Annotated in this window: 28 protein-coding genes, 2 pseudogenes and 1 riboswitch; of the genes and pseudogenes, 22 read left to right on the top strand and 8 right to left on the bottom strand. The window is 42.2% G+C overall.

Going from position 1 to position 20,632, the window contains the following annotated elements:
* Together HNQ82_RS13820 and HNQ82_RS13825 are read left to right on the top strand one after the other, a co-directional pair.
* Positions 1–807: RNA-guided endonuclease InsQ/TnpB family protein (locus HNQ82_RS13820; protein ID WP_183250328.1), on the top strand; the 807-nt coding region annotated here is incomplete at its 5' end.
* Between the two features lie 167 nt (positions 808–974).
* Entirely contained in the window at positions 975–1,436 is a 462-nt protein-coding gene (locus HNQ82_RS13825; RefSeq protein ID WP_246349070.1) for a hypothetical protein, read from the top strand.
* A gap of 15 nt (positions 1,437–1,451) precedes the next feature.
* Here the strand turns inward: HNQ82_RS13825 and HNQ82_RS13830 are convergent, their stop codons facing one another.
* On the bottom strand, positions 1,452–3,065 hold the full coding sequence (locus HNQ82_RS13830; RefSeq protein ID WP_183250330.1) for a methyl-accepting chemotaxis protein: 1,614 nt from the start codon (positions 3,063–3,065) through the stop codon (positions 1,452–1,454).
* 106 nt (positions 3,066–3,171) lie between these two features.
* Here HNQ82_RS13830 and HNQ82_RS14465 point away from each other — a divergent pair, with 106 nt between their 5' ends.
* Positions 3,172–3,285, top strand: coding sequence for a DUF6254 family protein (locus HNQ82_RS14465; RefSeq protein ID WP_221261185.1), 114 nt, complete (start codon positions 3,172–3,174; stop codon positions 3,283–3,285).
* A 45-nt stretch (positions 3,286–3,330) separates the two neighbouring features.
* Here the strand turns inward: HNQ82_RS14465 and HNQ82_RS13835 are convergent, their stop codons facing one another.
* Positions 3,331–4,134, bottom strand: a complete 804-nt coding sequence (locus HNQ82_RS13835; RefSeq protein ID WP_246349076.1) for a hypothetical protein — start codon at positions 4,132–4,134, stop codon at positions 3,331–3,333.
* Positions 4,135–4,238: 104 nt separating this feature from the next.
* Positions 4,239–4,898 (bottom strand): phosphate signaling complex protein PhoU, encoded by a 660-nt coding sequence (gene phoU, locus HNQ82_RS13840; RefSeq protein ID WP_032100617.1) that lies wholly within the window; start codon positions 4,896–4,898, stop codon positions 4,239–4,241.
* Positions 4,899–5,036: 138 nt separating this feature from the next.
* Positions 5,037–5,081, top strand: a riboswitch (PreQ1 riboswitch).
* Between the two features lie 76 nt (positions 5,082–5,157).
* On the opposite strand from phoU, the gene queC reads away from it, so the two are divergent.
* The 7 genes and pseudogenes from queC (at position 5,158) to HNQ82_RS13875 (ending at position 9,461) form a co-directional block, all read left to right on the top strand.
* Complete coding sequence (queC, locus tag HNQ82_RS13845; protein WP_183250335.1) at positions 5,158–5,817, top strand: 7-cyano-7-deazaguanine synthase QueC; 660 nt, start codon at positions 5,158–5,160, stop codon at positions 5,815–5,817.
* A complete protein-coding gene (queD, locus tag HNQ82_RS13850; protein ID WP_183250337.1) occupies positions 5,814–6,251 on the top strand; it encodes a 6-carboxytetrahydropterin synthase QueD in 438 nt (145 codons plus the stop codon). Before queC ends, queD begins: the two co-directional genes overlap by 4 nt.
* Entirely contained in the window at positions 6,251–6,973 is a 723-nt protein-coding gene (gene queE, locus HNQ82_RS13855; RefSeq protein WP_183250339.1) for a 7-carboxy-7-deazaguanine synthase QueE, read from the top strand. Before queD ends, queE begins: the two co-directional genes overlap by 1 nt.
* A gap of 23 nt (positions 6,974–6,996) precedes the next feature.
* A pseudogene (locus tag HNQ82_RS13860) lies at positions 6,997–7,158 on the top strand (preQ(1) synthase); the annotation flags it as partial.
* 18 nt (positions 7,159–7,176) lie between these two features.
* Complete coding sequence (locus HNQ82_RS13865) at positions 7,177–8,187, top strand: hypothetical protein (RefSeq protein WP_183250341.1); 1,011 nt, start codon at positions 7,177–7,179, stop codon at positions 8,185–8,187.
* A 136-nt stretch (positions 8,188–8,323) separates the two neighbouring features.
* Positions 8,324–8,653: pseudogene (gene queF / locus HNQ82_RS13870) on the top strand (preQ(1) synthase); the annotation flags it as partial.
* Positions 8,654–8,726: 73 nt separating this feature from the next.
* Entirely contained in the window at positions 8,727–9,461 is a 735-nt protein-coding gene (locus tag HNQ82_RS13875; RefSeq protein WP_183250343.1) for an oxidoreductase, read from the top strand.
* 15 nt (positions 9,462–9,476) lie between these two features.
* Here HNQ82_RS13875 and HNQ82_RS13880 read toward each other — a convergent pair whose 3' ends face one another.
* A complete protein-coding gene (locus HNQ82_RS13880) occupies positions 9,477–9,653 on the bottom strand; it encodes a YkvS family protein (protein ID WP_003396733.1) in 177 nt (58 codons plus the stop codon).
* Between the two features lie 88 nt (positions 9,654–9,741).
* A complete protein-coding gene (locus HNQ82_RS13885) occupies positions 9,742–10,065 on the bottom strand; it encodes a hypothetical protein (RefSeq protein ID WP_183250344.1) in 324 nt (107 codons plus the stop codon).
* 147 nt (positions 10,066–10,212) lie between these two features.
* Between HNQ82_RS13885 and HNQ82_RS13890 the strand changes: the two genes are divergently transcribed.
* Positions 10,213–10,407, top strand: a complete 195-nt coding sequence (locus HNQ82_RS13890) for a hypothetical protein (protein WP_246349072.1) — start codon at positions 10,213–10,215, stop codon at positions 10,405–10,407.
* On the opposite strand, the gene HNQ82_RS13895 is transcribed toward HNQ82_RS13890, so the two are convergent.
* On the bottom strand, positions 10,373–10,858 hold the full coding sequence (locus HNQ82_RS13895; RefSeq protein WP_183250348.1) for a sigma-70 family RNA polymerase sigma factor: 486 nt from the start codon (positions 10,856–10,858) through the stop codon (positions 10,373–10,375). The two genes, HNQ82_RS13890 and HNQ82_RS13895, sit on opposite strands and share 35 nt — an antisense overlap.
* 256 nt (positions 10,859–11,114) lie before the next feature.
* On the opposite strand from HNQ82_RS13895, the gene HNQ82_RS13900 reads away from it, so the two are divergent.
* Positions 11,115–11,357: a YueH family protein gene (locus tag HNQ82_RS13900; protein ID WP_183250349.1), complete on the top strand. Its 243-nt coding sequence runs from the start codon at positions 11,115–11,117 to the stop codon at positions 11,355–11,357.
* Between the two features lie 23 nt (positions 11,358–11,380).
* Positions 11,381–12,637 (top strand): ATP-binding protein, encoded by a 1,257-nt coding sequence (locus HNQ82_RS13905; RefSeq protein ID WP_183250393.1) that lies wholly within the window; start codon positions 11,381–11,383, stop codon positions 12,635–12,637.
* 11 nt (positions 12,638–12,648) lie between these two features.
* On the opposite strand, the gene HNQ82_RS13910 is transcribed toward HNQ82_RS13905, so the two are convergent.
* Entirely contained in the window at positions 12,649–13,254 is a 606-nt protein-coding gene (locus tag HNQ82_RS13910; protein WP_183250351.1) for a nitroreductase family protein, read from the bottom strand.
* Positions 13,255–13,363: 109 nt separating this feature from the next.
* Here HNQ82_RS13910 and HNQ82_RS13915 point away from each other — a divergent pair, with 109 nt between their 5' ends.
* The 5 genes from HNQ82_RS13915 to HNQ82_RS13935 all read left to right on the top strand — a co-directional run bounded on the left by HNQ82_RS13915 (position 13,364) and on the right by HNQ82_RS13935 (position 15,749).
* Entirely contained in the window at positions 13,364–13,672 is a 309-nt protein-coding gene (locus HNQ82_RS13915; RefSeq protein WP_183250353.1) for a winged helix-turn-helix transcriptional regulator, read from the top strand.
* A 57-nt stretch (positions 13,673–13,729) separates the two neighbouring features.
* The gene (locus HNQ82_RS13920; RefSeq protein WP_032100606.1) at positions 13,730–13,933 is read left to right on the top strand and encodes a DUF1659 domain-containing protein; all 204 of its coding nucleotides are present in this window, start codon (positions 13,730–13,732) and stop codon (positions 13,931–13,933) included.
* 13 nt (positions 13,934–13,946) lie between these two features.
* Positions 13,947–14,162: a DUF2922 domain-containing protein gene (locus tag HNQ82_RS13925; RefSeq protein ID WP_183250355.1), complete on the top strand. Its 216-nt coding sequence runs from the start codon at positions 13,947–13,949 to the stop codon at positions 14,160–14,162.
* Between the two features lie 69 nt (positions 14,163–14,231).
* A complete protein-coding gene (locus tag HNQ82_RS13930; protein WP_021095644.1) occupies positions 14,232–14,375 on the top strand; it encodes a YvrJ family protein in 144 nt (47 codons plus the stop codon).
* Between the two features lie 81 nt (positions 14,376–14,456).
* Positions 14,457–15,749: a globin-coupled sensor protein gene (locus HNQ82_RS13935; protein ID WP_183250357.1), complete on the top strand. Its 1,293-nt coding sequence runs from the start codon at positions 14,457–14,459 to the stop codon at positions 15,747–15,749.
* Between the two features lies 1 nt (position 15,750).
* On the opposite strand, the gene HNQ82_RS13940 is transcribed toward HNQ82_RS13935, so the two are convergent.
* Positions 15,751–15,915 (bottom strand): hypothetical protein, encoded by a 165-nt coding sequence (locus HNQ82_RS13940; protein WP_183250359.1) that lies wholly within the window; start codon positions 15,913–15,915, stop codon positions 15,751–15,753.
* Between the two features lie 113 nt (positions 15,916–16,028).
* Between HNQ82_RS13940 and HNQ82_RS13945 the strand changes: the two genes are divergently transcribed.
* The 4 genes from HNQ82_RS13945 to HNQ82_RS13960 are packed head-to-tail and all read left to right on the top strand — an operon-like array spanning position 16,029 to position 20,629.
* Positions 16,029–18,413: a Na+/H+ antiporter subunit A gene (locus HNQ82_RS13945; protein WP_183250361.1), complete on the top strand. Its 2,385-nt coding sequence runs from the start codon at positions 16,029–16,031 to the stop codon at positions 18,411–18,413.
* The gene (locus HNQ82_RS13950; RefSeq protein ID WP_183240086.1) at positions 18,410–18,832 is read left to right on the top strand and encodes a Na(+)/H(+) antiporter subunit B; all 423 of its coding nucleotides are present in this window, start codon (positions 18,410–18,412) and stop codon (positions 18,830–18,832) included. The genes HNQ82_RS13945 and HNQ82_RS13950 overlap by 4 nt, the downstream gene beginning before the upstream one ends.
* Entirely contained in the window at positions 18,832–19,164 is a 333-nt protein-coding gene (locus HNQ82_RS13955; RefSeq protein ID WP_183240084.1) for a Na(+)/H(+) antiporter subunit C, read from the top strand. The genes HNQ82_RS13950 and HNQ82_RS13955 overlap by 1 nt, the downstream gene beginning before the upstream one ends.
* Positions 19,157–20,629: a Na+/H+ antiporter subunit D gene (locus HNQ82_RS13960; protein WP_183250363.1), complete on the top strand. Its 1,473-nt coding sequence runs from the start codon at positions 19,157–19,159 to the stop codon at positions 20,627–20,629. Before HNQ82_RS13955 ends, HNQ82_RS13960 begins: the two co-directional genes overlap by 8 nt.
* Positions 20,630–20,632: the final 3 nt, after the last annotated feature.

A 20,632-nucleotide genomic window follows, 5' to 3' on the forward strand; every position in this document is an offset into this window, starting at 1 on the left:
CTAGAGAAACTGACGCCTTCCAAAAAGAAAAATAGACAGAAGCTCAATTGGATTCGTTTGGCGGAGCGAGGACGTATTCCGCACGGAAAACATGTGACATACGTCAATCCACGCATCGTGTTTGACGGACTACATTGGTTTTTAACGGTCGGTGTAGAGGAAGCAGAAGTGAAACATGAAACGTACAACGAGGGCATCGGCATTGATTTAGGGGTAAAGTCGTTAGCCACCGTCAGCAATGGCATGACGTTTCCAAACATCAACCAAACACCGAAAGTGAAAAGGCTTGAAAAACAAATTAAGCGCATGCAAAGACGAATATCACGAAAGTACGAAATGAATAAAACGAAAACAGAAGGAGGTGAATTCCGTTACAGAAAAACGGAAAACATCAAGAAAATTGAATTCCTTGTTTTGAAAAAACGCCGAAGGCTGAAAAATATGCAGCTTAACCACACTCACCACATCACAGCGACGTTGGTGAAAGCCAAGCCAGCGTATGTCGTGATGGAAGACTTGAACACAAGTGGCATGTTAAAAAATTGCAAGCTATCGAAAGCGATTCAACAACAAACATTCCACGCGTTCAAGCGCCAAATGACGTACAAATGTGTATGGCATGGTATCGAGTTGATCGTAGCAGATCGCTTTTATCCGTCAAGCAAAAAGTGCAGCCGTTGCGGTCATGTGAAAGACCATCTTTCTTTATCGGAACGGACGTACCGTTGTGAGGCGTGTGGGATAGAAATCGATCGCGATTTGAATGCAAGCATCAACTTGAAACAATATGCCGAATCCATGATGTGACATGACCATGTACCCATACGTTAGTGGGGAAGTGAAGCCTTCGGAGCGCCAAGCAAACGAGAGTAGCTTTTTGCGAAATCGGGCGCGATGAACAAGGAAGGAAACAAAAACTTTGTAAAGAATTGTAGATGCTTTATAAAGTTTTATAAGTTTTCTGTAACGGTGAAATGATGCGTCAAACGCTCATCGCTATTGTAGCTTTACTGATTGTATTTACGCTTGAAACGTTTCACATTATTCAATGGTACGATACAAGTGTATGGTCTCTCATCGTTTTTTCTTTTGGACTTATTGTTCATATATATGTGTTCAAGCGCGGTGTACGTGGACATGAAGCGTTTCTTTTATTGCCAGCAGCCATCGCATTATGGATGGGAGCTTTTGCATTTGGCCATTATTTTTCGCTGAATGACGGAACGATGTACGTATTGGCGTTTACGATCGGTTTATTCGAATGGTGGTTGTTCAGCGGTGAAGAGTGGCTGAAAACGCCGCTTCTTTTTTGTTTCGGATGTAGCGTAGCGGCTAGTTTAGGAACAGGGGACATATTTTTACTGCTTGTTGTTTTAACGATCGGCATCGGAGCATATATGTATAACATAAAAAACGAGCGAGCCAATGCACATTAGGCTCGCTTTTCTTTCTTATTTAATTCCAAAACGATGCAACATTTGTTTCAGTTGCTGTACTTCCTCTGCTAGTATCGCTGCTTCTTTGGCGAGTTGATGGACGCTCGTTGCTTGTTGTTCAAGACCGCTTGCCGTTTCGTGAACAACTTTTGTAAAGTCGTTTGCGATTGTGTAAATGTCTGCAACGGCTTCATATAGTTCATTGCCTTCTTTTGTCGTTTGTTGCATAAGCGTTCGATTGCGCTGAATTAAAGCGTTTAATTCATGCGACATCGTTTGAAAATAGGCAATACTTTCGGTCATTTTTGTTAAGGAAGCGGTCGTTTCGTCAATCGTATTCGCTTGTTTCGTGACCGCATTTGCGACGGTTGATAGTTGGCGATGAGTATTCGCAAGCGATGATAAAATTTCATGCGCAAACGCATTCGTATGTTCCGCAAGTTTCCGCACTTCGCTTGCGACGACCGCAAATCCTTTTCCAGCTTCTCCCGCTCTGGCAGCTTCGATGGAAGCGTTTAACGCTAACATGTTCGTCTGTTCCGCAATGGCGGTAATAGCGGATACTTTTTGCATTAACGTATCTGCTTCTTTCGCCACCGTTTGAATGCCATGTGCAGTATCGTTCATTTGTTGTTTCGCTTCTTTCATTCGTTTTTCGATCATTTGCATATCGTCATATCCTGTTTTGGCGGAATCAAATGTCGTTTGTGCTCGTTCGACGACTTGTTCGATGTCTGTTTGGACGTTGTGCATATATTGTAACATCGTTTGAATGCGCTCTTTCGCCTCATTTACAAATGCGGTTTGTTTTTGCGCCCCTTCACGAAACGTTTCCATCGTCGCGGATACTTCATCGAACGCTTCTGCAATGCGTTTCGCTTCTTCTTTTTGTTCGTGGCTCACATGTTCAACAGAATGTGTCGCTTTAGAAATTTGTTGTAAAATCATGCGCAAACCGAGAATGACTTTATTAATCTCATAGCCAATTTGATGAAAAGCGTTGCGCTTTCCGACCGTTTTCACCTCTGTATGAAGCTGTCCAGATGAAACAGCACGAGTGACGTGATACCATGCGCGAAGACGATTCATCATGATGCGATAAAATGAAAAAGAAACGAGAAAGCCGACTACACATGTGCCGACAACAAGGACGATCGTTTGTTTTAGCGACAAATGTATGAGAAAAGCAAGAATGAAAAGAGCGATAGCCGGCAATAAGACGATCGCGCCGAACCATATTTCCATATACGGTTGATGAATCAACCGGCCCATGCGTAAATTAAAGCGCTTTCCATTTTGTTCGAAAAGCGGACAAGAAGCGTCGATAAGCACTTCGCCTGTGTTTCGCTTATACAGTTGTAATAGAGGAGTAGTCGTTTTAGCTGATTTTTTCCCTACTTCATCATCAAACATCATCCCTTCGCGCAATCGATTCGTATGCACAAGACTGCGCCCGTCTTCATCGACGATGACGAAATATTCATCGCGATCGAGATGACCGTCTAATATGTCGCGCAACGAATCAAGTTGTTGAGCGAGCGGTTGGTCAGAACGGATGGCTTGTTTTACTTCTTGAGCTACCCGTTGTACTTTTTGTAACGCTTTTTTTGCTTGTTTCGATTGTAGCAATATCCTTACCCCCTTTTCCCCTTATTTTAAATATACACAATTTTCAAACAATAAAAAAGTCATAAAAAAGGAAAAGGAACAAATGATAAAAAGGGAGGTGAGACGAATGACCCAATCAAAAAGACAAAAAGAGCGGCAGTGGACGGTTCGTAAGCAGGCACAAAACGAACCGCATGGAAAAGTGAAGTCGTTTGAACAACTATCGAAAGAAGAAAAATAAATGGAAAAGGCTGTCCCAAAGAAGTTTGTGACAGCCTTTTCATCGTTACCTTGCTTTTAACGCACGAATTTCGTTTTCATGTACAAGTGACCGAAAAGCAAGTGATTGAATGGCAAGCTCTTGTTGTGCTTGTTTACGGATGACATCATCTAGTTTTTGGGACATTTCAGCGAGGTTTTGCTTGATCGTTGGAATTTCATTGACTGCTTCTAGTATTTCAAATACAGCTTGTTTAATGAGAGGAATATCAGCGATGTCATCTTTTGTGGCCATACGTTGCTCAATGCTTGCGATATCGTCTTTTGTGGCCATACGTTGTTCGATGCTCGCGATGTCATCTTTTGTGGCCATACGTTGTTCGATGCTCGCGATGTCATCTTTTGTGGCCATGCGTTGTTCGATGCTTGCGATATCGTCTTTTGTGGCCATGCGTTGTTCGATGCTTGCGATATCGTCTTTTGTGGCCATCGTTTGTTCAATGTGCCCGATACGCTTGTCCATGGCAGCGATGTCGTCTTTTGTGGCCATGCGTTGTTCGATGCTTGCGATGTCATCTTTTGTGGCCATGCGTTGTTCGATGCTTGCGATATCGTCTTTTGTGGCCATCGTTTGTTCAATGTGCCCGATACGCTTGTCCATGGCAGCGATATCATCTTTTGTGGCCATACGTTGTTCGATACTTGCGATATCGTCTTTTGTGGCCATCGTTTGTTCAATGTGCCCGATACGCTTGTCCATGGCAGCGATATCGTCTTTTGTGGCCATGCGTTGTTCGATGCTCGCGATGTCATCTTTTGTGGCCATGCGTTCACGCATCAATGCGAGTTCATCGAAAATACGTTTTAGCATTTCATCCACTTTCATTCACCTCCCCCGACACGATTATATCACCAGATCATTGAAAAATCGACAAATAAAAAAGATGCCTCAAATGACATGAGGCACCGAAACGGTTAATAATTTAAATCAATGCGAATACCTTTGACGCTATATAAAATATTTTCGGCGATGTTTGTCACATGGTCGCCAGCGCGCTCTAAATTGCGCGTCACAAACGATAATTGCGTGATTTGGTTCGTAAATTCTGGCTTTTCGCTCATTAAATCAATTAATTCTTGAATAATTTTTCCTTGTAATTCGTCAACACGATCATCTTCGAGCGCAATTCGTTTTGCTTCTTCAATATCATCGTTATGGAACGCGTGAAGTGCATGTTCTAACATTTCATTGACGATCGCTGCCATTTCAGGAATGTGAACGATCGGTTTTACGTGTGGCTCTGTGCCAATAAATTTAACCGATTTTGCGATATTGACCGCAATGTCGCCAATACGCTCGACATCTGATGAAATTTTAAGAGCGACAATTAACCGCCGTAAGTCAGATGCGACTGGTTGTTGTTTTAAAATCGTCATAATCGCAAGTTCGTTAATTTCTCGTTCAAGCTCGTTAATTTTTTTATCGTTTTCAATAATTTCCTCAGCTTTCGTGACATCTTGCGTTTTTAACGCTTCAATTGATTCATGAAGCGCCTGTTGAGATGCAGATACCATCGTCATTAATTTTTCGCGTAGCTGTTGAAGTGCCGCGTCAAAAGTAGAACGTTTTGTCATATTGAATCACCTAACTTTTTTGTTGTTATTATATCCTGAAAACAGTTCACAAATAAAGCATAAATTTTTATAGAATGAATATATGTTTTATGGTATATTGTTAGGCGTACAATTGAAGAAGAATTCTACGCCACTTGCGTAGGAGAGGTTCTAGAACACCCTCTATAAAAAAACTAGGGATCGCTATGTCCTTAGGGGGTATAGCGTTTTTGTTTTAGAACGCTCTTTCTTCTCACCATGTAAGAAAGGGGAGCGAAAGATGAAAAAAGCAGTCGTTGTTTTTAGCGGCGGGCAAGATAGTACAACGTGTTTATTTTGGGCAAAAAAACATTTTAATGAAGTCGAAGCAGTGACGTTCGATTACAACCAACGTCATCGGCTTGAAATTGACGTCGCCGCATCGATCGCTAAAGAGCTTGACGTACCACATACGGTGCTTAATATGTCGCTACTAAACCAGCTCGCGCCAAATGCGCTCACAAGAAGCGACATCGCCATTGAACAAAAAGAGGGACAATTGCCATCCACGTTTGTCGATGGACGCAATTTATTGTTTTTATCGTTTGCGGCGGTGTTGGCGAAACAAAAAGGGGCACGCCATCTTGTAACAGGGGTGTGCGAAACGGACTTTAGCGGCTATCCAGATTGTCGCGACGTATTTATAAAATCGTTAAACGTGACGCTGAACTTAGCAATGGATTACGAATTCGTCATTCATACGCCGCTTATGTGGTTAAATAAAGCAGAAACGTGGAAGCTTGCGGATGAGTTGGGTGCGCTAGAGTTCGTGCGCCATAAGACGCTCACGTGCTACAACGGTATCATCGCAGACGGTTGCGGTGAATGCCCGGCATGTGTGTTACGTAAGCGCGGCCTCGACCAATATATGAATGAAAAGAAAGGAGCAGATGTGCAATGATCCAACAAATTTATCCGCAAGTCATTCATCCGTTTCGCTATGAGTTAAATAAAGATATGCAAATTGCGGCTGCGCACTTTATTCCGCATGAAGCGGCAGGGCAATGTGCGAACATGCACGGACATACGTATTTTATAAACATTACGGTTGCGGGTGATGAACTCGATGATTCCGGTTTTTTAATTAACTTTCAACAGTTAAAAAAAATTGTCCACAATCGCTTTGATCATACAGTCATGAACGACCATAAAGACTTATTTAGCGATACAGAGGCAGAACATTTTCCGACAACAGAAGTCGTAGCACGTAAAATTGCTGAAATCGTGCAAGAACATTTAAATACGTTACCAAACAAACCAACGTGCGTCCAAGTGTTTGTACGAGAGTCCCCAACAAGCTATGTCGTATATCGTCCGAAAGCAGGGAAACAATAATGGAGCGCATTCCGGTTATTGAAATTTTTGGCCCGACGATTCAAGGAGAAGGAATGGTCATCGGGCAAAAAACGATGTTTGTGCGCACGGCAGGATGCGACTATCGTTGTCGTTGGTGCGACTCATCGTTTACGTGGGACGGCTCAGCTAAACATGAAATCAAACAAATGACCGCTGCAGCCATTTGGCAACAGATGAAACAGCTCGGCGGCGACCGTTTCAATCATGTGACCATTTCCGGGGGCAACCCTGCGTTACTCAAAGGACTTCGTGCACTTATTTCATTATTAAAAGAACATAACATATGCATCGGTTTAGAAACACAAGGGAGCGTATGGCAAGATTGGTTTTATGACATCGACGATTTAACGATTTCACCAAAGCCGCCAAGCTCAAACATGGAAACAAACTTTGCGACGCTTGATATGATCATGAATCGATTAGCGGCGCATCGCGGACATGTAAGCTTAAAAGTCGTCGTGTTTGACGATAGTGATTTTGCTTATGCAACAATCGTACATCAACGCTATCCAAACGTTCCATTTTACGTGCAAGTCGGTAACGACGACATACATGAGGCGGATGACGTTGCGCTTCGCCTCAAACTATTGCAAAAGCTTGAATGGCTTGTTGACAAAGTAGTACAGTCTAAAGAAATGAACAACGTCCGCGTATTGCCGCAACTGCACACATTATTATGGGGCAATCGCCGCGGCGTATAAGTATAAAGGAGGGAAACATCATCATGAGAAAAGATGAAGAACTACAAGGAGTGACGCTCCTTGGCAACCAAGGAACGAAATATGTATTCGAATACAGCCCAGACATTCTTGAAGTGTTTGACAACAAACATCCAGATCGCGACTATTTCGTCAAATTTAACTGTCCGGAGTTTACGAGCTTGTGTCAATGAGGGCACACTTCAGTGGTGACACTGTCGGCTAAACCTTGTGAATTCAGGGAAAGAGAAAAAGGGTGGAAATTATCTGAATTTTTATGTACAATGCAAACAAAGGAACGTATGTTTGTGGAGGTGTTTGTATTGTACAACACGCCATGGAGAGATAAGGAATGGTTTACTAAGCAGTTTATTTACATTGGGAAGAGTATTCATGAGTTGTCCATTGAATTAGGTATGGATTGGTCTAGTCTTGAAAGATGGAGACAAATTCATGGACTACCTAAGCACTCGGAGAAAGAAAAGATTATTGAAGAGTATGGATTAGATGTTTTTGAAAACATAGTGAGGAGAAAGAAGAAAAGGTATTCACTTTCTAATAGAATGAAATCCGAGATAATGTATAAGGGAAAAAGTTACGAGGACATTTACGGTTTAGAGAGGGCTCAAGAAATTAAAAATAAAATTTCTGCTTCAAATAAAAATGTCAAAAGGTCGGACGAATTCAAAGAAAATCTATCCAAGAAACAAAGAGGAAAAAATAATTCGAATTGGAAAGGCGGGTTTTATAGTCCTCATGTCTACGAACACATTGATCGTCTTAGTGTGAAAGAGTACGTTCTCGACACTTGGAATAGATATATAGTTATTGAAAAAGACTATACTTGTGAGTGCTGTGGAGTCAGATCGATCACTTGTAATGGACATCATCTATTATCTTTTACAAAAATTTTTCACGCGATTTGCTTTTATTTGGATCAAAGGAATTGTTTAGACACAATGTCTGTCATTTCTGAAATGCATAAGTTTCACAAAGAAAACTTTCGTGAAATTTATCAATGCCTATGTTCCCCGTGTCATCGTAATATCCATCGGCAAGACAATTACTATGCGAGGATGGAACAAGAAAATCGCCTTATCTATTTACTAGAACCCTATTTCTCCAACCCTGAGCCAAGCCTTAAAGAAGAAAGGGCGATGTATGCAGCCTTGTTCTTTAAGGAAGGTGCAGAGACTATCGAAATCACTTTATCATGAAGCGAGTAAAGGTAGTGATAGAGGAAGAGAGTAGAGTACACCACGAAGTATCGTGGTGGAAGCGCAAGGGTTCTTATTCGATATCGCAGTCGAATAAGAATAAGATATAGTCCACCTGCTTTATAAAAAGCAGTTGCCTAAAACCGGACAACCAGATTTTGCGACAATTTACATTAGCTACATTCCTGATAAAAAATGTGTTGAAAGCAAGTCGTTGAAATTATATTTATTTAGCTTCCGCAATCATGGTGATTTTCATGAAGATTGCGTCAATATTATTATGAACGATTTAATTCGCGTCATGGAACCGCGTTACATTGAAGTGTGGGGCAAATTTACACCGCGCGGCGGCATTTCGATTGACCCATATTGTAACTGGGGACGACCAGGAACGAAATATGAACAAATGGCGGAATATCGTTTATTGAACCACGATTTATATCCAGAAAAAGTGGATAATCGTTAGGAAGGCTGGCTTATGAGCCAGCCTTAAAAAATTCACAAAACACACCTAGTTTTTTTTCGTAAACGGGTATATAATGACAAATTGTTACGAACCTTTTTTTCGTCTGGGGGGTCTTCATTTGAGACAGAGAACTGCTCTTGTGATCGGGGCAAGCGGGTTAGTTGGAGGCGAGCTTCTCCAACGGTTGCTTCGTTCAGAGCATTATGAACGAGTTACTATATTTGTTCGAAAGCCAATAGCGTGCAACCATGAAAAATTACAACAAGTCGTCGTTGATTTTGACCACATCGAACAATATGAAGAATATTTCCACGTTGATGATGTGTTTAGTTGCTTAGGGACAACGATGAAAAAAGCAAAAACAAAACAACAATTTATTAAAGTCGATTACGAATATACGTTGCGTGCCGCGAAATTGGCGGAAAAATGCCATGTTAAAACGTTTTTATTCGTTTCTGCCATTGGCGCCCATCCGCACTCGATGTTTTTTTACAATCGCGTGAAAGGAGAAACGGAGGAGGCGTTGCAGCGGCTTACGATTCGTTCGCTCCACATTTTCCGTCCGTCTTTATTAACAGGGGAGCGACAAGAGTTTCGCCTCGGTGAAAAAACAGCAGAATGGCTTTGTCACGGTATTTCGTTTGCGTTCGTTGGCAAATGGGAAAAATATAAACCGATTGCGGCAAAACAAGTGGCAGAAGCGATGTATCGCGCAGCACTATCAGAAAAGCAAGGCGTATACATTTACGAATGCAACGAAATGAAAGGGGAATGTAAACAACAAAGAGGGCTGTCTCATCAACAATAAGCAGCCCTCTTTTCGTTATTCAACAATTTTATAGTTTTTATGGTTCACAACCGTCCGTTCTTGCAAGTCGAGTTCTTTGTAGTTTTCCATGTACGTTAAATCGACAATCACGGAATTTTCGTTTACTTTTTCCACAATTCCCCGCAACCCATTTTTAAATTCAATGACGTCGCCAATTTGCGCTTTTTTCATTGAAAATCCCCTTTACTTTTGAATTTTTAAACCTTTTTTCTATTTTGCATGATTTTTCCTCGTTCGTAAAGGGCATTTTCAACTATTTTTAACGCGTTGGCCAATACGGCATTGGCATTCCCGGCCACATCGGTGCACTACAACCGCCCGGCATCATTTGTGGCATTTGTTGCGGCATTTGTTGCGGCATTTGTGGGAACGGCATTTGTTGTGGCATCATTTGTCCCATTGGCCACATCGGTCCCATCGGCATGCCACAGCCGCAATCACCCGGCATCATTTGTGGCATCGGCATCATTTGCGGCATTTGTTGCGGCATCGGCATTGGCTGTGGCATTGGCATCGGTTGCGTTTGTTGCGGCATCATTTGTTGATCTAAGCGAAAATCTTCATACATATTCCAGTCATTCATCGTTCATCTTCCTTTCTTTCATTTAGAATCCACCAACATTGTATGTGTGTTTTTCATAGACGTGTGTCAATATAACAAAATTAGGCATTCGCACATCGTATTGACATGTGTCTGTAAGCACGTTAAAACAAAGAGGGAGGGATGACGATGACTGAACAAGAAGCAAAGCAACTTTTGCAACAATTGCGCGCAAAAAACATTCCGCATGTGCTTGTGAAAAAAGAACATTTTTTAACGTTTCGTCATGTGCTCGTCCAACAGGAAGATTTTAAACATTTTCGCGGCGTTGCGCAGCGCGGTGGCGACGTCATGTATTACTATATGGATCGACCGCGCAGTTAACGTATCGTTTTAATTTTTTTACGGCCGACATGCGCCATTGTTTGACGGCATTGACGGTAACGCCTTCTTCAGCGGCAATTTGTTTAAACGTTTTTCCTTCCATTACGTGACGAACGAGCCATATTTGCTCGCGTGGTGATAAATGTCGCATCGCATCTTCCCATACGATATTGGCAAAAAAATCGACATCTTCTTTTAACACATATTCATCTGGCAACGGAACGTATACGTTTTTCGTTTCTTTGCGAAGCTGCGACACGATGCGCCAACGAATCATTTTAAAGGCGAACGAATAAAACGAGCCTTTCGTTTCATCATATCGTTCGTACGCCTCCCAAAGCGCGATTAAACCGATTTGCACATATTCATCGACATGGCGACGAATATGTAATTGACGAATGATGTAAGAAATAAGCGGACGATATTGCTCAACGATGGCTTCAAATAACATAAATATCCCTTTCCCGAAGGCGCGCCTTCACGTATTCCGCGGTTACATGTAGCTTATCAAACACGCTTACGTTGCGCGAAAGAGAAAATAGGAAAAAATGCCCCGTTTATGTTAGGCATATGCGGTGTTTCCCTTAAGGAAATGCAGAAAATGAGGCGAAAAAAGGGCGGGAAATAGCGTATTTGCCTAAAAAAATGTTTTGAACGATGGGAATTTTTTGTGCTATGATAATAAAAAATGGAAAGGCATGAGCAAGATGAAAATAAGAAAAACATGTATTCATCAAGATTCTACTCAACAAAATGTATACATTTATGAAAATAAAAAAGAACAATATATCGTTGTTGCCATTCCTTATTTAGAATGGTCGATGCATGTCACTTATGACGATTTTACTCATATCGAATCACGTCTACAACAATCGCTTGCGAACGTATTAGATGAACAATATGTGCGCCCACTTGCGATGAAGCTAGCCCAATGGATGAGGGAAATGTAAATGAAGAAAGGTTCCGTTGTCAGATGAAATACGCCGTTTTTGCTTATGTGATTGTAAGTATCATTTGGATTATATTAACCGATTTATATGTAGAAAAGTTGCCTATTCCGCCGCATATCGCTCCGTACGTTCAGACGCTCAAAGGCTCGCTTTTTGTCATTTTATCTGCTGTCTTTATGTATATCGCTTTAAGGAAACATCGCCAGTTAAAACAAATGGCAGAAAGCGAGCAAGAGTTGTTGACGCTCATTCATGCGATGCCTGATTTCGTATCGTTTAAAGATGGACAAGGCCGTTGGTTAAGGGTAAACGAATTTGGCTTAAAGCTATACGGGCTTGAGCATGTCGATTATAAAGGAAAAACAGATGCCGAGCTTGCGGAATACACTCCTCATTTTCGCGAAGCGTTACTTTATTGCATCGATTCCGATGAAGAAGCGTGGCAAGCGAAAACAGTCACGCGCGCAGAGGAATCGTTTGCGATGCCAAACGGTGAAATGAAAACGTTTGATGTCATTAAAGTGCCACTATTTTACGAAAACGGCAAACGCAAAGGACTTGTCGTCATCGGTCGCGACATTACACAACAAAAAATTGCCGAGCAACTGTTGTTGAAAAAAGAAAAGCTATCGGTGATCGGAGAATTAGCAGCAGGCATCGCCCATGAAATTCGCAATCCGTTAACGTCGATTAAAGGATTTTTGCAAATGATGAAAGAGACGAAAGAAGTGGATGAGCGATTTGTACAAATTATGTTAGATGAAATTGAACGAGTCAATCAAATCGTCACCCAACTGCTCGTGCTTGCGAAACCGCAAATGAAAGCGTACAAACCGCTTGCTTTACACGACGTGCTCGAATATGTGCTCGGGTTGTTTACATATGAAGCGATTTTACAAAACGTACAAATGAAATACGAACCGCGCACATCCGCAATGATATACGGGGACAAAAACGAGCTCATTCAAGTATTTGTCAATATCGTGAAAAACGCATTAGAAGCGATGCCAAAAGGGGGAAAACTTACGATTTCCACGAAAGATGAAGATGACTGCGTTTATGTTGTCATCGAAGATACAGGAAAAGGCATTGAACAAGAGCGGTTAAAACATATCGGTGAACCGTTTTATACATTAAAAGAAAAAGGTATGGGACTTGGCTTAACGACAAGTATGAAAATCGTTCATGAGCATAAAGGCACGATGCAAATTGAAAGCGAAGTCGGCAAAGGAACGCGGGTTCGTATGATGTTGCCCCTCTATAAAAACGACCCGTCTTAAAACGGGTCGTTTTATCCATTTACCCACGTCGTTATTTCGTCAATTGATAAACGGGACGATGGATGAGCAGGGGCGCTCGCTTTTCCGATTGTAATAAGCATCACCGGAATGTAGCGGTGTGGGATGTGGAATGCTTCCATAAACGCTTGTGTGTCAAAGCCGCCGATGGCGCACGTATCAAATCCTTCCGCTTTTGCCGCAAGCATGAATTGCATCGCAGCTAACGATGCATTTGTGAATGCCGCATCGCGCGCATATTGGCGGTTTGTATATGCCTGTTCAATTTGCTTTGCGAGCGTTTCTTTCACTTCTTTTGTCATTTTTCCTGCTGCGACAAGTGGATCATAGACCGCATCTGTTTTTTTATTGGCTTCTAAGTCGCCAAGTACCGCAACAACGGCAGACGCATCAACGATTTGTTGTTGGTTGTAAGCGATCGGAAGAAGTTTTTGTTGCGCTTCTTTTCCGTAAATGACGACGAAATGCCAATGTTGTAAATTCCAAGCGGAAGGCGCTTTTCCTGCTAACTGCAACAGTTTTATTAATTGTTCCTTAGAAATCGAAGCAGTCGGATCGTATTTTCGGACGGATTGCCGTTGTTCAATAATCGAAAGCATATATAATCCTCCTTTATAAAAGAAAATAACTTACTTTTTGTTAGAAACAATGTTTATATTAATTTAGTTACAATAAGTTTGTCAAATTTCATGCATAGGGTGATGAGAGATGGAACATTCACACGTCTGTCCGAAAATTGAAGCGGCGTTTCAACTGCTTGGAAAGCGATGGAATGGACTGATTATTCACGTATTATTTCGCGGACCGCTTCGGTTTAAAGATTTAGCAGAAAGCATTCCAGAAATTAGTCAAAAAATGTTAACGGAACGATTAAAGGAGTTAGAAGAAGAACAAATTGTCGTCCGTCATGTATATCCTGAAAAGCCTGTCCGAATTGAATATGAATTAACAGCAAAAGGAAAAGATTTGCATATTGTGATGGAAGCTGTGCAAACATGGGCAGAAAAATGGGTGTAGTCCCTAACCTTTCGCCGTTATCGTTGCGATAGTTATAAGTGAAAGGAGGGGAGGAACATGCTTCAACGTTCACAACTTCGTTTAACGTTTGAAGTGGGCGTAACAGAGGCGGGCAAACCGATCTATAAAAATAAGACGTATACGATTAAACCGAACGCAACGGAAAGCTCGCTCGTCTCTGTCGCTCAAGCGCTTGCATCTTTACAAAGCGCCCCGCTCGTTCACGTGTATCGCAACGATGTGCATGTATTAGGCGAGTAAGGAGGGATAACAAATGAAAACACTTGAATTACAGTTTGTAAATGAAGAAGGAAAGACCGTTCGTTTGAGCGTTGATGCTCCGCGTGACGATGTGACACAAACGCAAGTTGCCAATGTGATGGATGTGATCATTGCTGCAAACGTCTTTCCATCAAGCGGAGGCGATCTAATGGCGAAAAAAGGCGCGCGCCTCATTGACACAACGATCACAGAATGGACGTTTATGTAAACGGTTCGGGTGCCCTATGTTTCGGGGCACCTTGTTATATATCAACCGAAAAAGAAAGGGATGAGAAAGATGGAAGCCTATTTGTCGCTTCTTTCCGATGTCGGTTTTCCGATTGCGGTGACGTTTTATTTACTGCATCGGATCGAAGGCAAACTAGATGCGGTCATCGACTCGATTCGCATGTTAGGCGAACAATGGAAAGCACCCAACTAAATGGGTGTTTTCTTTTTTTCTTCTGTTTGCTAACATAAACATATAGGTAAGTTGTTTATGTGATTTAAGGGGGCTCGGACATTGTTTAAACGAAAACAAGAACAGCGAGATGAAAAACTTGAAGTCATTTTACAAATGAAAGAAGAGCCGATTCGTCTAAGCGAAGGGACGGTCGAACGGCAACTTGCGCTCATTGGGATGACGACAAAAGATATGGCGATTTTGCAACATGTCAAACCTTATATTGATGCGCACATTGCGCGCATTGTCGATGCGTTTTACGGTGCATTACAAAAAGAAAGCCATTTGCTTTCGATCATTCAACAACATAGTACGATTGAGCGACTAAAACAAACGTTAACGGTACATGTCAAAGAAATGTTCAGTGGAAACATCGATGAAGCGTTTATTGAAAAAAGACGTCGCGTTGCCCAAGCGCATGTGCGCATCGGCTTAGAGCCGAAATGGTATATCGCTTCGTTTCAACATTTACTTGAGGAAATTTTAGCGGTGATGCTAGAGCAATTGCCTCAACAATCGTATGTCATCGCAGTCATGAAAACGGTTTCGAAAATGTTAAACGTTGAACAACAACTCGTTCTCGAACAATATGAACGTGAAAACGAATTGCTTCGTCTGCAAATGGAGACGTTAAAACAACAAATGAAAGAACAAGTGAAATTATCGTTGCAACAGTTAAGTCACGCATCTGATGAAGTTAGCGCTTCCGTTTCGTCATTAAACGAACAAGCAACAAGCATTTCACAAGCGGCAAAAGAAGCGTCTACCGTAGCGATAGCGAGCGCAGAAAAATCGACGCAAGGAAAACAACAGTTGCAAATGCAAGTCGAAAACATGTTACAAATGAACGAAAAAATGAAACAAATCGAGACGAATATGGACAAGCTTCAACAAGCGATGAAAGAAATTGAACATATCGCATCTCTTGTCACATCGATTGCCGATCAAACGAATATGCTTTCATTGAACGCATCCATTGAAGCTGCGCGCGCAGGAGAACATGGCAAAGGATTTGCGGTCGTCGCTAACGAAGTGCGTAAGCTTGCTACGCAAACGAAACAGTCCGTTGCAGATGTTGCGCGCGTATTAAGTGACATTCATCATCACATTTTAGCCATGTCGCAATCGCTCGAACAAGCATCGCTTTCAGTGACCGAGAGTACAAACGGAATCGAAACGGTGTATACGTTTTTTGATGAATTTGCGTCAGCGCTTGAGCGAATTTGCCAATATAACGTGCGCATTGATGATGAAATGAAAGCATGTGTACAAGCGGTTAGTGAAATTCACGAAGCGATGACACATGTATCGGCATCGGCGGATGAATTAGAAGGGCTCGCAAGCGAACTGTAAGCTAGTTTGTTTTCTCCTTCTCTTTTTCGATTTTCCGAATATATTGCCTCGGTTGAAACGGCTGCTCGAGCTTTTCGTTTACGGTGGCGTAAACGGGAGGCTCTATTTTTTTGACTGTTGTTTCATAGTGATCGACCATCATGGCAATGATAAAAAAAAGAACCATCACGTGTCTTCCTTTCTTCATTTTTACTATGTATTTTGAAAAAAAGTGAAACTTTTTATACATATGGCACGTATAAAAAAGAGGATGGCTATGTCAGAAGGGGGTTGATTGTTATGCCGACATTACATATCGCGATGTTTGCGCCATTTTTGTTGGCGCTACTCGTTCCGTTTTTGTACAAATTGATTCGTTCACTTCATGTCGGATGGTTTGTTTTACCGTTGCCGATTGCGCTATTTGTCTACTTTTTATCTTATATGGAGAACGTGCGTCAGTACGAAGCAGTGAGCGCCACGTTGCATTGGATTCCGTCGCTTCACATTTCATTTGACGTATATGTTGACGGATTAAGTTTATTATTTGCGCTACTTATTACAGGTATCGGCTCGCTTGTTGTCCTTTATTCGATTTATTATTTACAAAAAGGAAAAGAGCAGCTCGGAAACTTTTACGTCTATTTGCTTTTATTTATGGGAGCGATGCTTGGGGTTGTGCTTTCCGACCACTTAATTTCGCTATATGTATTTTGGGAGTTGACGTCCATTTCGTCGTTTTTATTGATCGCCTATTGGTACACGCGCGATCGATCGCGCTATGGCGCACAAAAATCAATGCTGATTACGATGTTTGGCGGACTGCTGATGCTCGGGGGATTTGTGGCGCTTGCGATCGCAGGTGGAACGTATAACATTCGTGAGCTTATGCATACACCATTAACGGAACATCAGCTTTTTATCCCCGCACTTTTCCTTATTTTGTTTGGTGCTTTTACGAAATCAGCGCAATTTCCGTTTTACATTTGGTTGCCTGATGCGATGGAAGCGCCAACGCCCGTCAGCGCATATTTACATTCTGCTACGATGGTGAAAGCAGGTATTTATTTAATTGCTCGTTTGACGCCGATTTTCGCCGTTTCGTCTGTTTGGGTTTGGACGATTGCGCTCGTCGGACTTGTGACGTTATGTTGGGCTTCGTTTTTAGCCTCGAAACAAACAGATTTAAAAGCGATTTTAGCGTACTCAACGGTTAGCCAGCTCGGTTTAATTACGTCGTTGTTAGGGATCGGAGGGCTATCGTTTCATTATGATGGGATAGACGAAAATGTATTTATGGTCGCGGTGTTAGCTGCTATTTTCCATTTGTTTAATCATGCGACGTTTAAAGGAAGTTTGTTTATGGTCGTTGGGATTGTCGATCATGAAACAGGAACGCGCGACATTCGTCGTCTTGGTGGTTTAATGACGATCATGCCGATGACGTTTACGATCGCGCTAATTGGTTCGCTGTCGATGGCGGGTTTGCCACCGTTTAACGGCTTTTTAAGTAAAGAAATGTTTTTTACTGCGATGTTGCGTGCGAAAGATGTTGCTAGCTGGGCGGTGGTGTTGCCTGTTGTCGCATGGGTGGCAAGCATATTTACGTTTTTATACAGCACGCTTTTCGTTAGTCGAACGTTTTTCGGGAAATATAAGCCGCACTTGTTGAAAAAAGAAGCGCATGAAGCACCGATCGGCATGCTTATCGCGCCAATTGTATTAGCGTTGCTCGTCATTTTCATCGGATTTGTGCCGAATGTATTGTCTGACTCTGTATTAGCCCCAGCCGTATATGCGGTGCTATACGGATTGTTTACGCCAAATGAAGCGCTTGATGTGTATATTTCCCATTGGCACGGCTTTACACCAGAATTGTTTATGACGATCGGCGTATTATTGTTTGGTTTGCTGTTATATCGTACGTTTCCAAAATGGAAAAAAATATATTATCGCTTTTCTGAGCGGATGTCGCTGAACTTTTTGTACGATCAATCGTTCGTCTGGATGGAAAGAGGCGCTCGTTCGTTTACATCGCGCATCATGACAGGCTCGATGCGCACGTATTTAATTTATATTTTTACATCGCTCGTTGCCTTGCTTTTGTTTACGATCGGTTGGAACGAGCAATGGAACATCGATTTAAGCCGTTTAGCAAACATTCGTGTGTATGAAGTCGTTTTAGCGGTAGCGATTGTGGCGGCAACGGCCACAACGGTTATTGCGAAATCACGTTTAACAGCAATCGTTTCATTAGGGGCAGTTGGCTATGCAGTTGCGTTATTTTTCGTTTTATTTCGTGCGCCTGACTTAGCTTTAACTCAACTTGTTATTGAAACGATTTCGGTCGCGCTCTTTTTGCTTTGCTTTTATCATTTGCCGAAGTTTAGTCAAAAGCAAGAAGGCGTCGGTTTTAATTTAAAGAACGCCCTTATTTCGATTGCAGTCGGGGTGACGATGAGCGTCATTGCCTTTTTAGCGTATGCCGGAAAACATTTCGATGCCATTTCGCAATATTACGTGGACAATACGTATGAAAAAGCGGCTGGAAAAAATATGGTCAATGTCATTTTAGTCGATTTTCGTGGCTTTGATACGTTGTTTGAAATATGCGTATTAGCGATTGCCGCCTTAGGCATTTATGCGATGGTGAAATTGCGGCTCGCGAAGGAGGAGGAGCGATGAGACGAAACGATGTCATTTTACGAACGACAACAGCGGTTGTCACGCCGATCATCGTGTTATTTTCCGTTCAGTTGTTTTTTGCTGGTCACTATTATCCTGGCGGTGGATTTATTGGCGGGTTAATGACGGCTGGAGCGATCGTTTTGTTGCTTTTAGCGTTTGATATTGAAACCGTTCGAAAAATGGTTCCTATTAATTACAAATGGCTTGTTGCGATCGGACTGTTGTTTGCAGTCGGAACGGGGATGAGCAGCATGTTTCTCGACCGCCCGTTTTTAACGCATGCGTATGAATACGTCCATTTGCCGTTGCTTGACTATACGTCGCTTCATACTGCTGTGTTGTTTGACTTAGGTGTTTATTTTGTTGTCGTTGGTGTGACGATGATTATTATTGAAACGATAGGGGAGAGCGACTAATGGAACTGCTTATGATCGTCGTCATCGGTTGCTTATTTACCGCTGCGACATATTTGTTGCTCAGCAAAAGTTTACTCCGCATTATTATCGGCACAGGGTTGCTTAGCCATGGCGCTCATTTGTTGCTGTTGACGATGGGCGGGCTAAAAGTAGGTGCCCCACCGCTTTTAGGAGAAAAGGCGGCACGATACGTTGATCCGCTTCCCCAAGCGCTCATTTTAACGGCGATTGTCATTAGTTTCGGGGTGACCGCATTTTTCTTAGTGTTAGCGTATCGTTCTTATCAAGAAATTGGAACAGATCATATGGAAGGGATGAAGGGAGATGAGTAACCTTCTGCTTTGGCCAATTCTCATACCGCTTGTGACGGCCATCATTCTTATTTTTTTTCCGAAGCACGTCTTTTGGCAACGTGCTGTTTCGACGCTTGCAACAACGAGTTTAATCGTCGCAAGCAGCGTCTTGCTTTATCGCGTGCATACGAACGGCATTCAGACGTTAAACGTCGGAAATTGGCCAGCCCCATTTGGCATTACGCTCGTATCGGATTCGCTATCTGCTTTGCTTGTGTTGACGACGAGCATCATTGCACTTGCTTGTTTAATGTATTCGTTTTATGCGATCGGGCATAAACGGGAAACATTTTATTACTATTCGTTTTTTCAATTTTTGCTCGTTGGCGTCAACGGGGCATTTACGACAGGCGATTTGTTTAACTTGTTCGTCTTTTTTGAAGTGATGCTCATGTCTTCTTACGTGTTGCTTGTACTTGGAGGCACGAAAATTCAATTGCGTGAAACGATTAAATATACGCTTGTCAACGTCATTTCGTCCGCGCTATTCGTCGTGGCGGTTGCTTATTTATATGCGGTGACAGGGACGTTAAATATGGCTCATTTAGCTCAGCGCATTCACGACCTAGGCTCATCGCCAATTTTAACAGTCATTGCGGTGTTGTTTATGATCGTATTCGGATTAAAAGGGGCGATTTTCCCGCTATACTTTTGGCTTCCAGGTGCGTATTATGCGCCACCAACACCGGTGTTAGCGCTGTTTGGTGGATTGTTGACGAAAGTAGGAGTATATTCTATTTTGCGTACATTTACATTGTTATTTACGCATGATGCGATGTATACGCATACGTTGCTCGCTTGGCTTGCGCTCGGCACGATTGTAATTGGCGTCATCGGAGCAGTCGCCTACAACGATATGCGCTATATCGTCATTTATAACATTATTGCAGCAGTCGGCGTGATGATTTTCGGCATTTCCATCATGACACCAGACAGTTTAGAGGGAACGATTTTTTATTTGTTGCAAGATATGGTGATGAAAGCGATGCTCTTTTTATTCGTCGGTATCGTCTTTTCGATTACTCGTTCAAACGATATTCGTTCATTTTCTGGGTTGATGACATCGTATCCGCTTCTCGGTTGGGCGTTTTTTATCGCTGCGTTATCGCTCGCAGGCATTCCACCATTTAGTGGCTTTATCGGCAAGCTGTTAATTGTGAAAGCAAGTTTCGATCAACATCTTATCTTTGAAGCAGTCGTCATTTTATTGTCGAGTTTGCTTGTGCTATATTCGATAATGAAAATATTTATGAACGGCTTTTGGGGCGAGAAAAAAGGATTTGAACAAAAGAAGCTTGATGGACGATTCGTTCCGGTGTTGTTTTTGCTTGTTTTATCTGTTGCATATGGCGTTAGTATTGAATTTGTCCGCCCGTTTGTTGCCGATGCGGTAAGTGTATTAGTCGATCCGAGTATGTACATTCAAGCGGTGTTAAAGGAGTAGAGA

This window comes from Anoxybacillus tengchongensis (assembly GCF_014201585.1).
Lineage (GTDB): Bacteria > Bacillota > Bacilli > Bacillales > Anoxybacillaceae > Anoxybacillus > Anoxybacillus tengchongensis.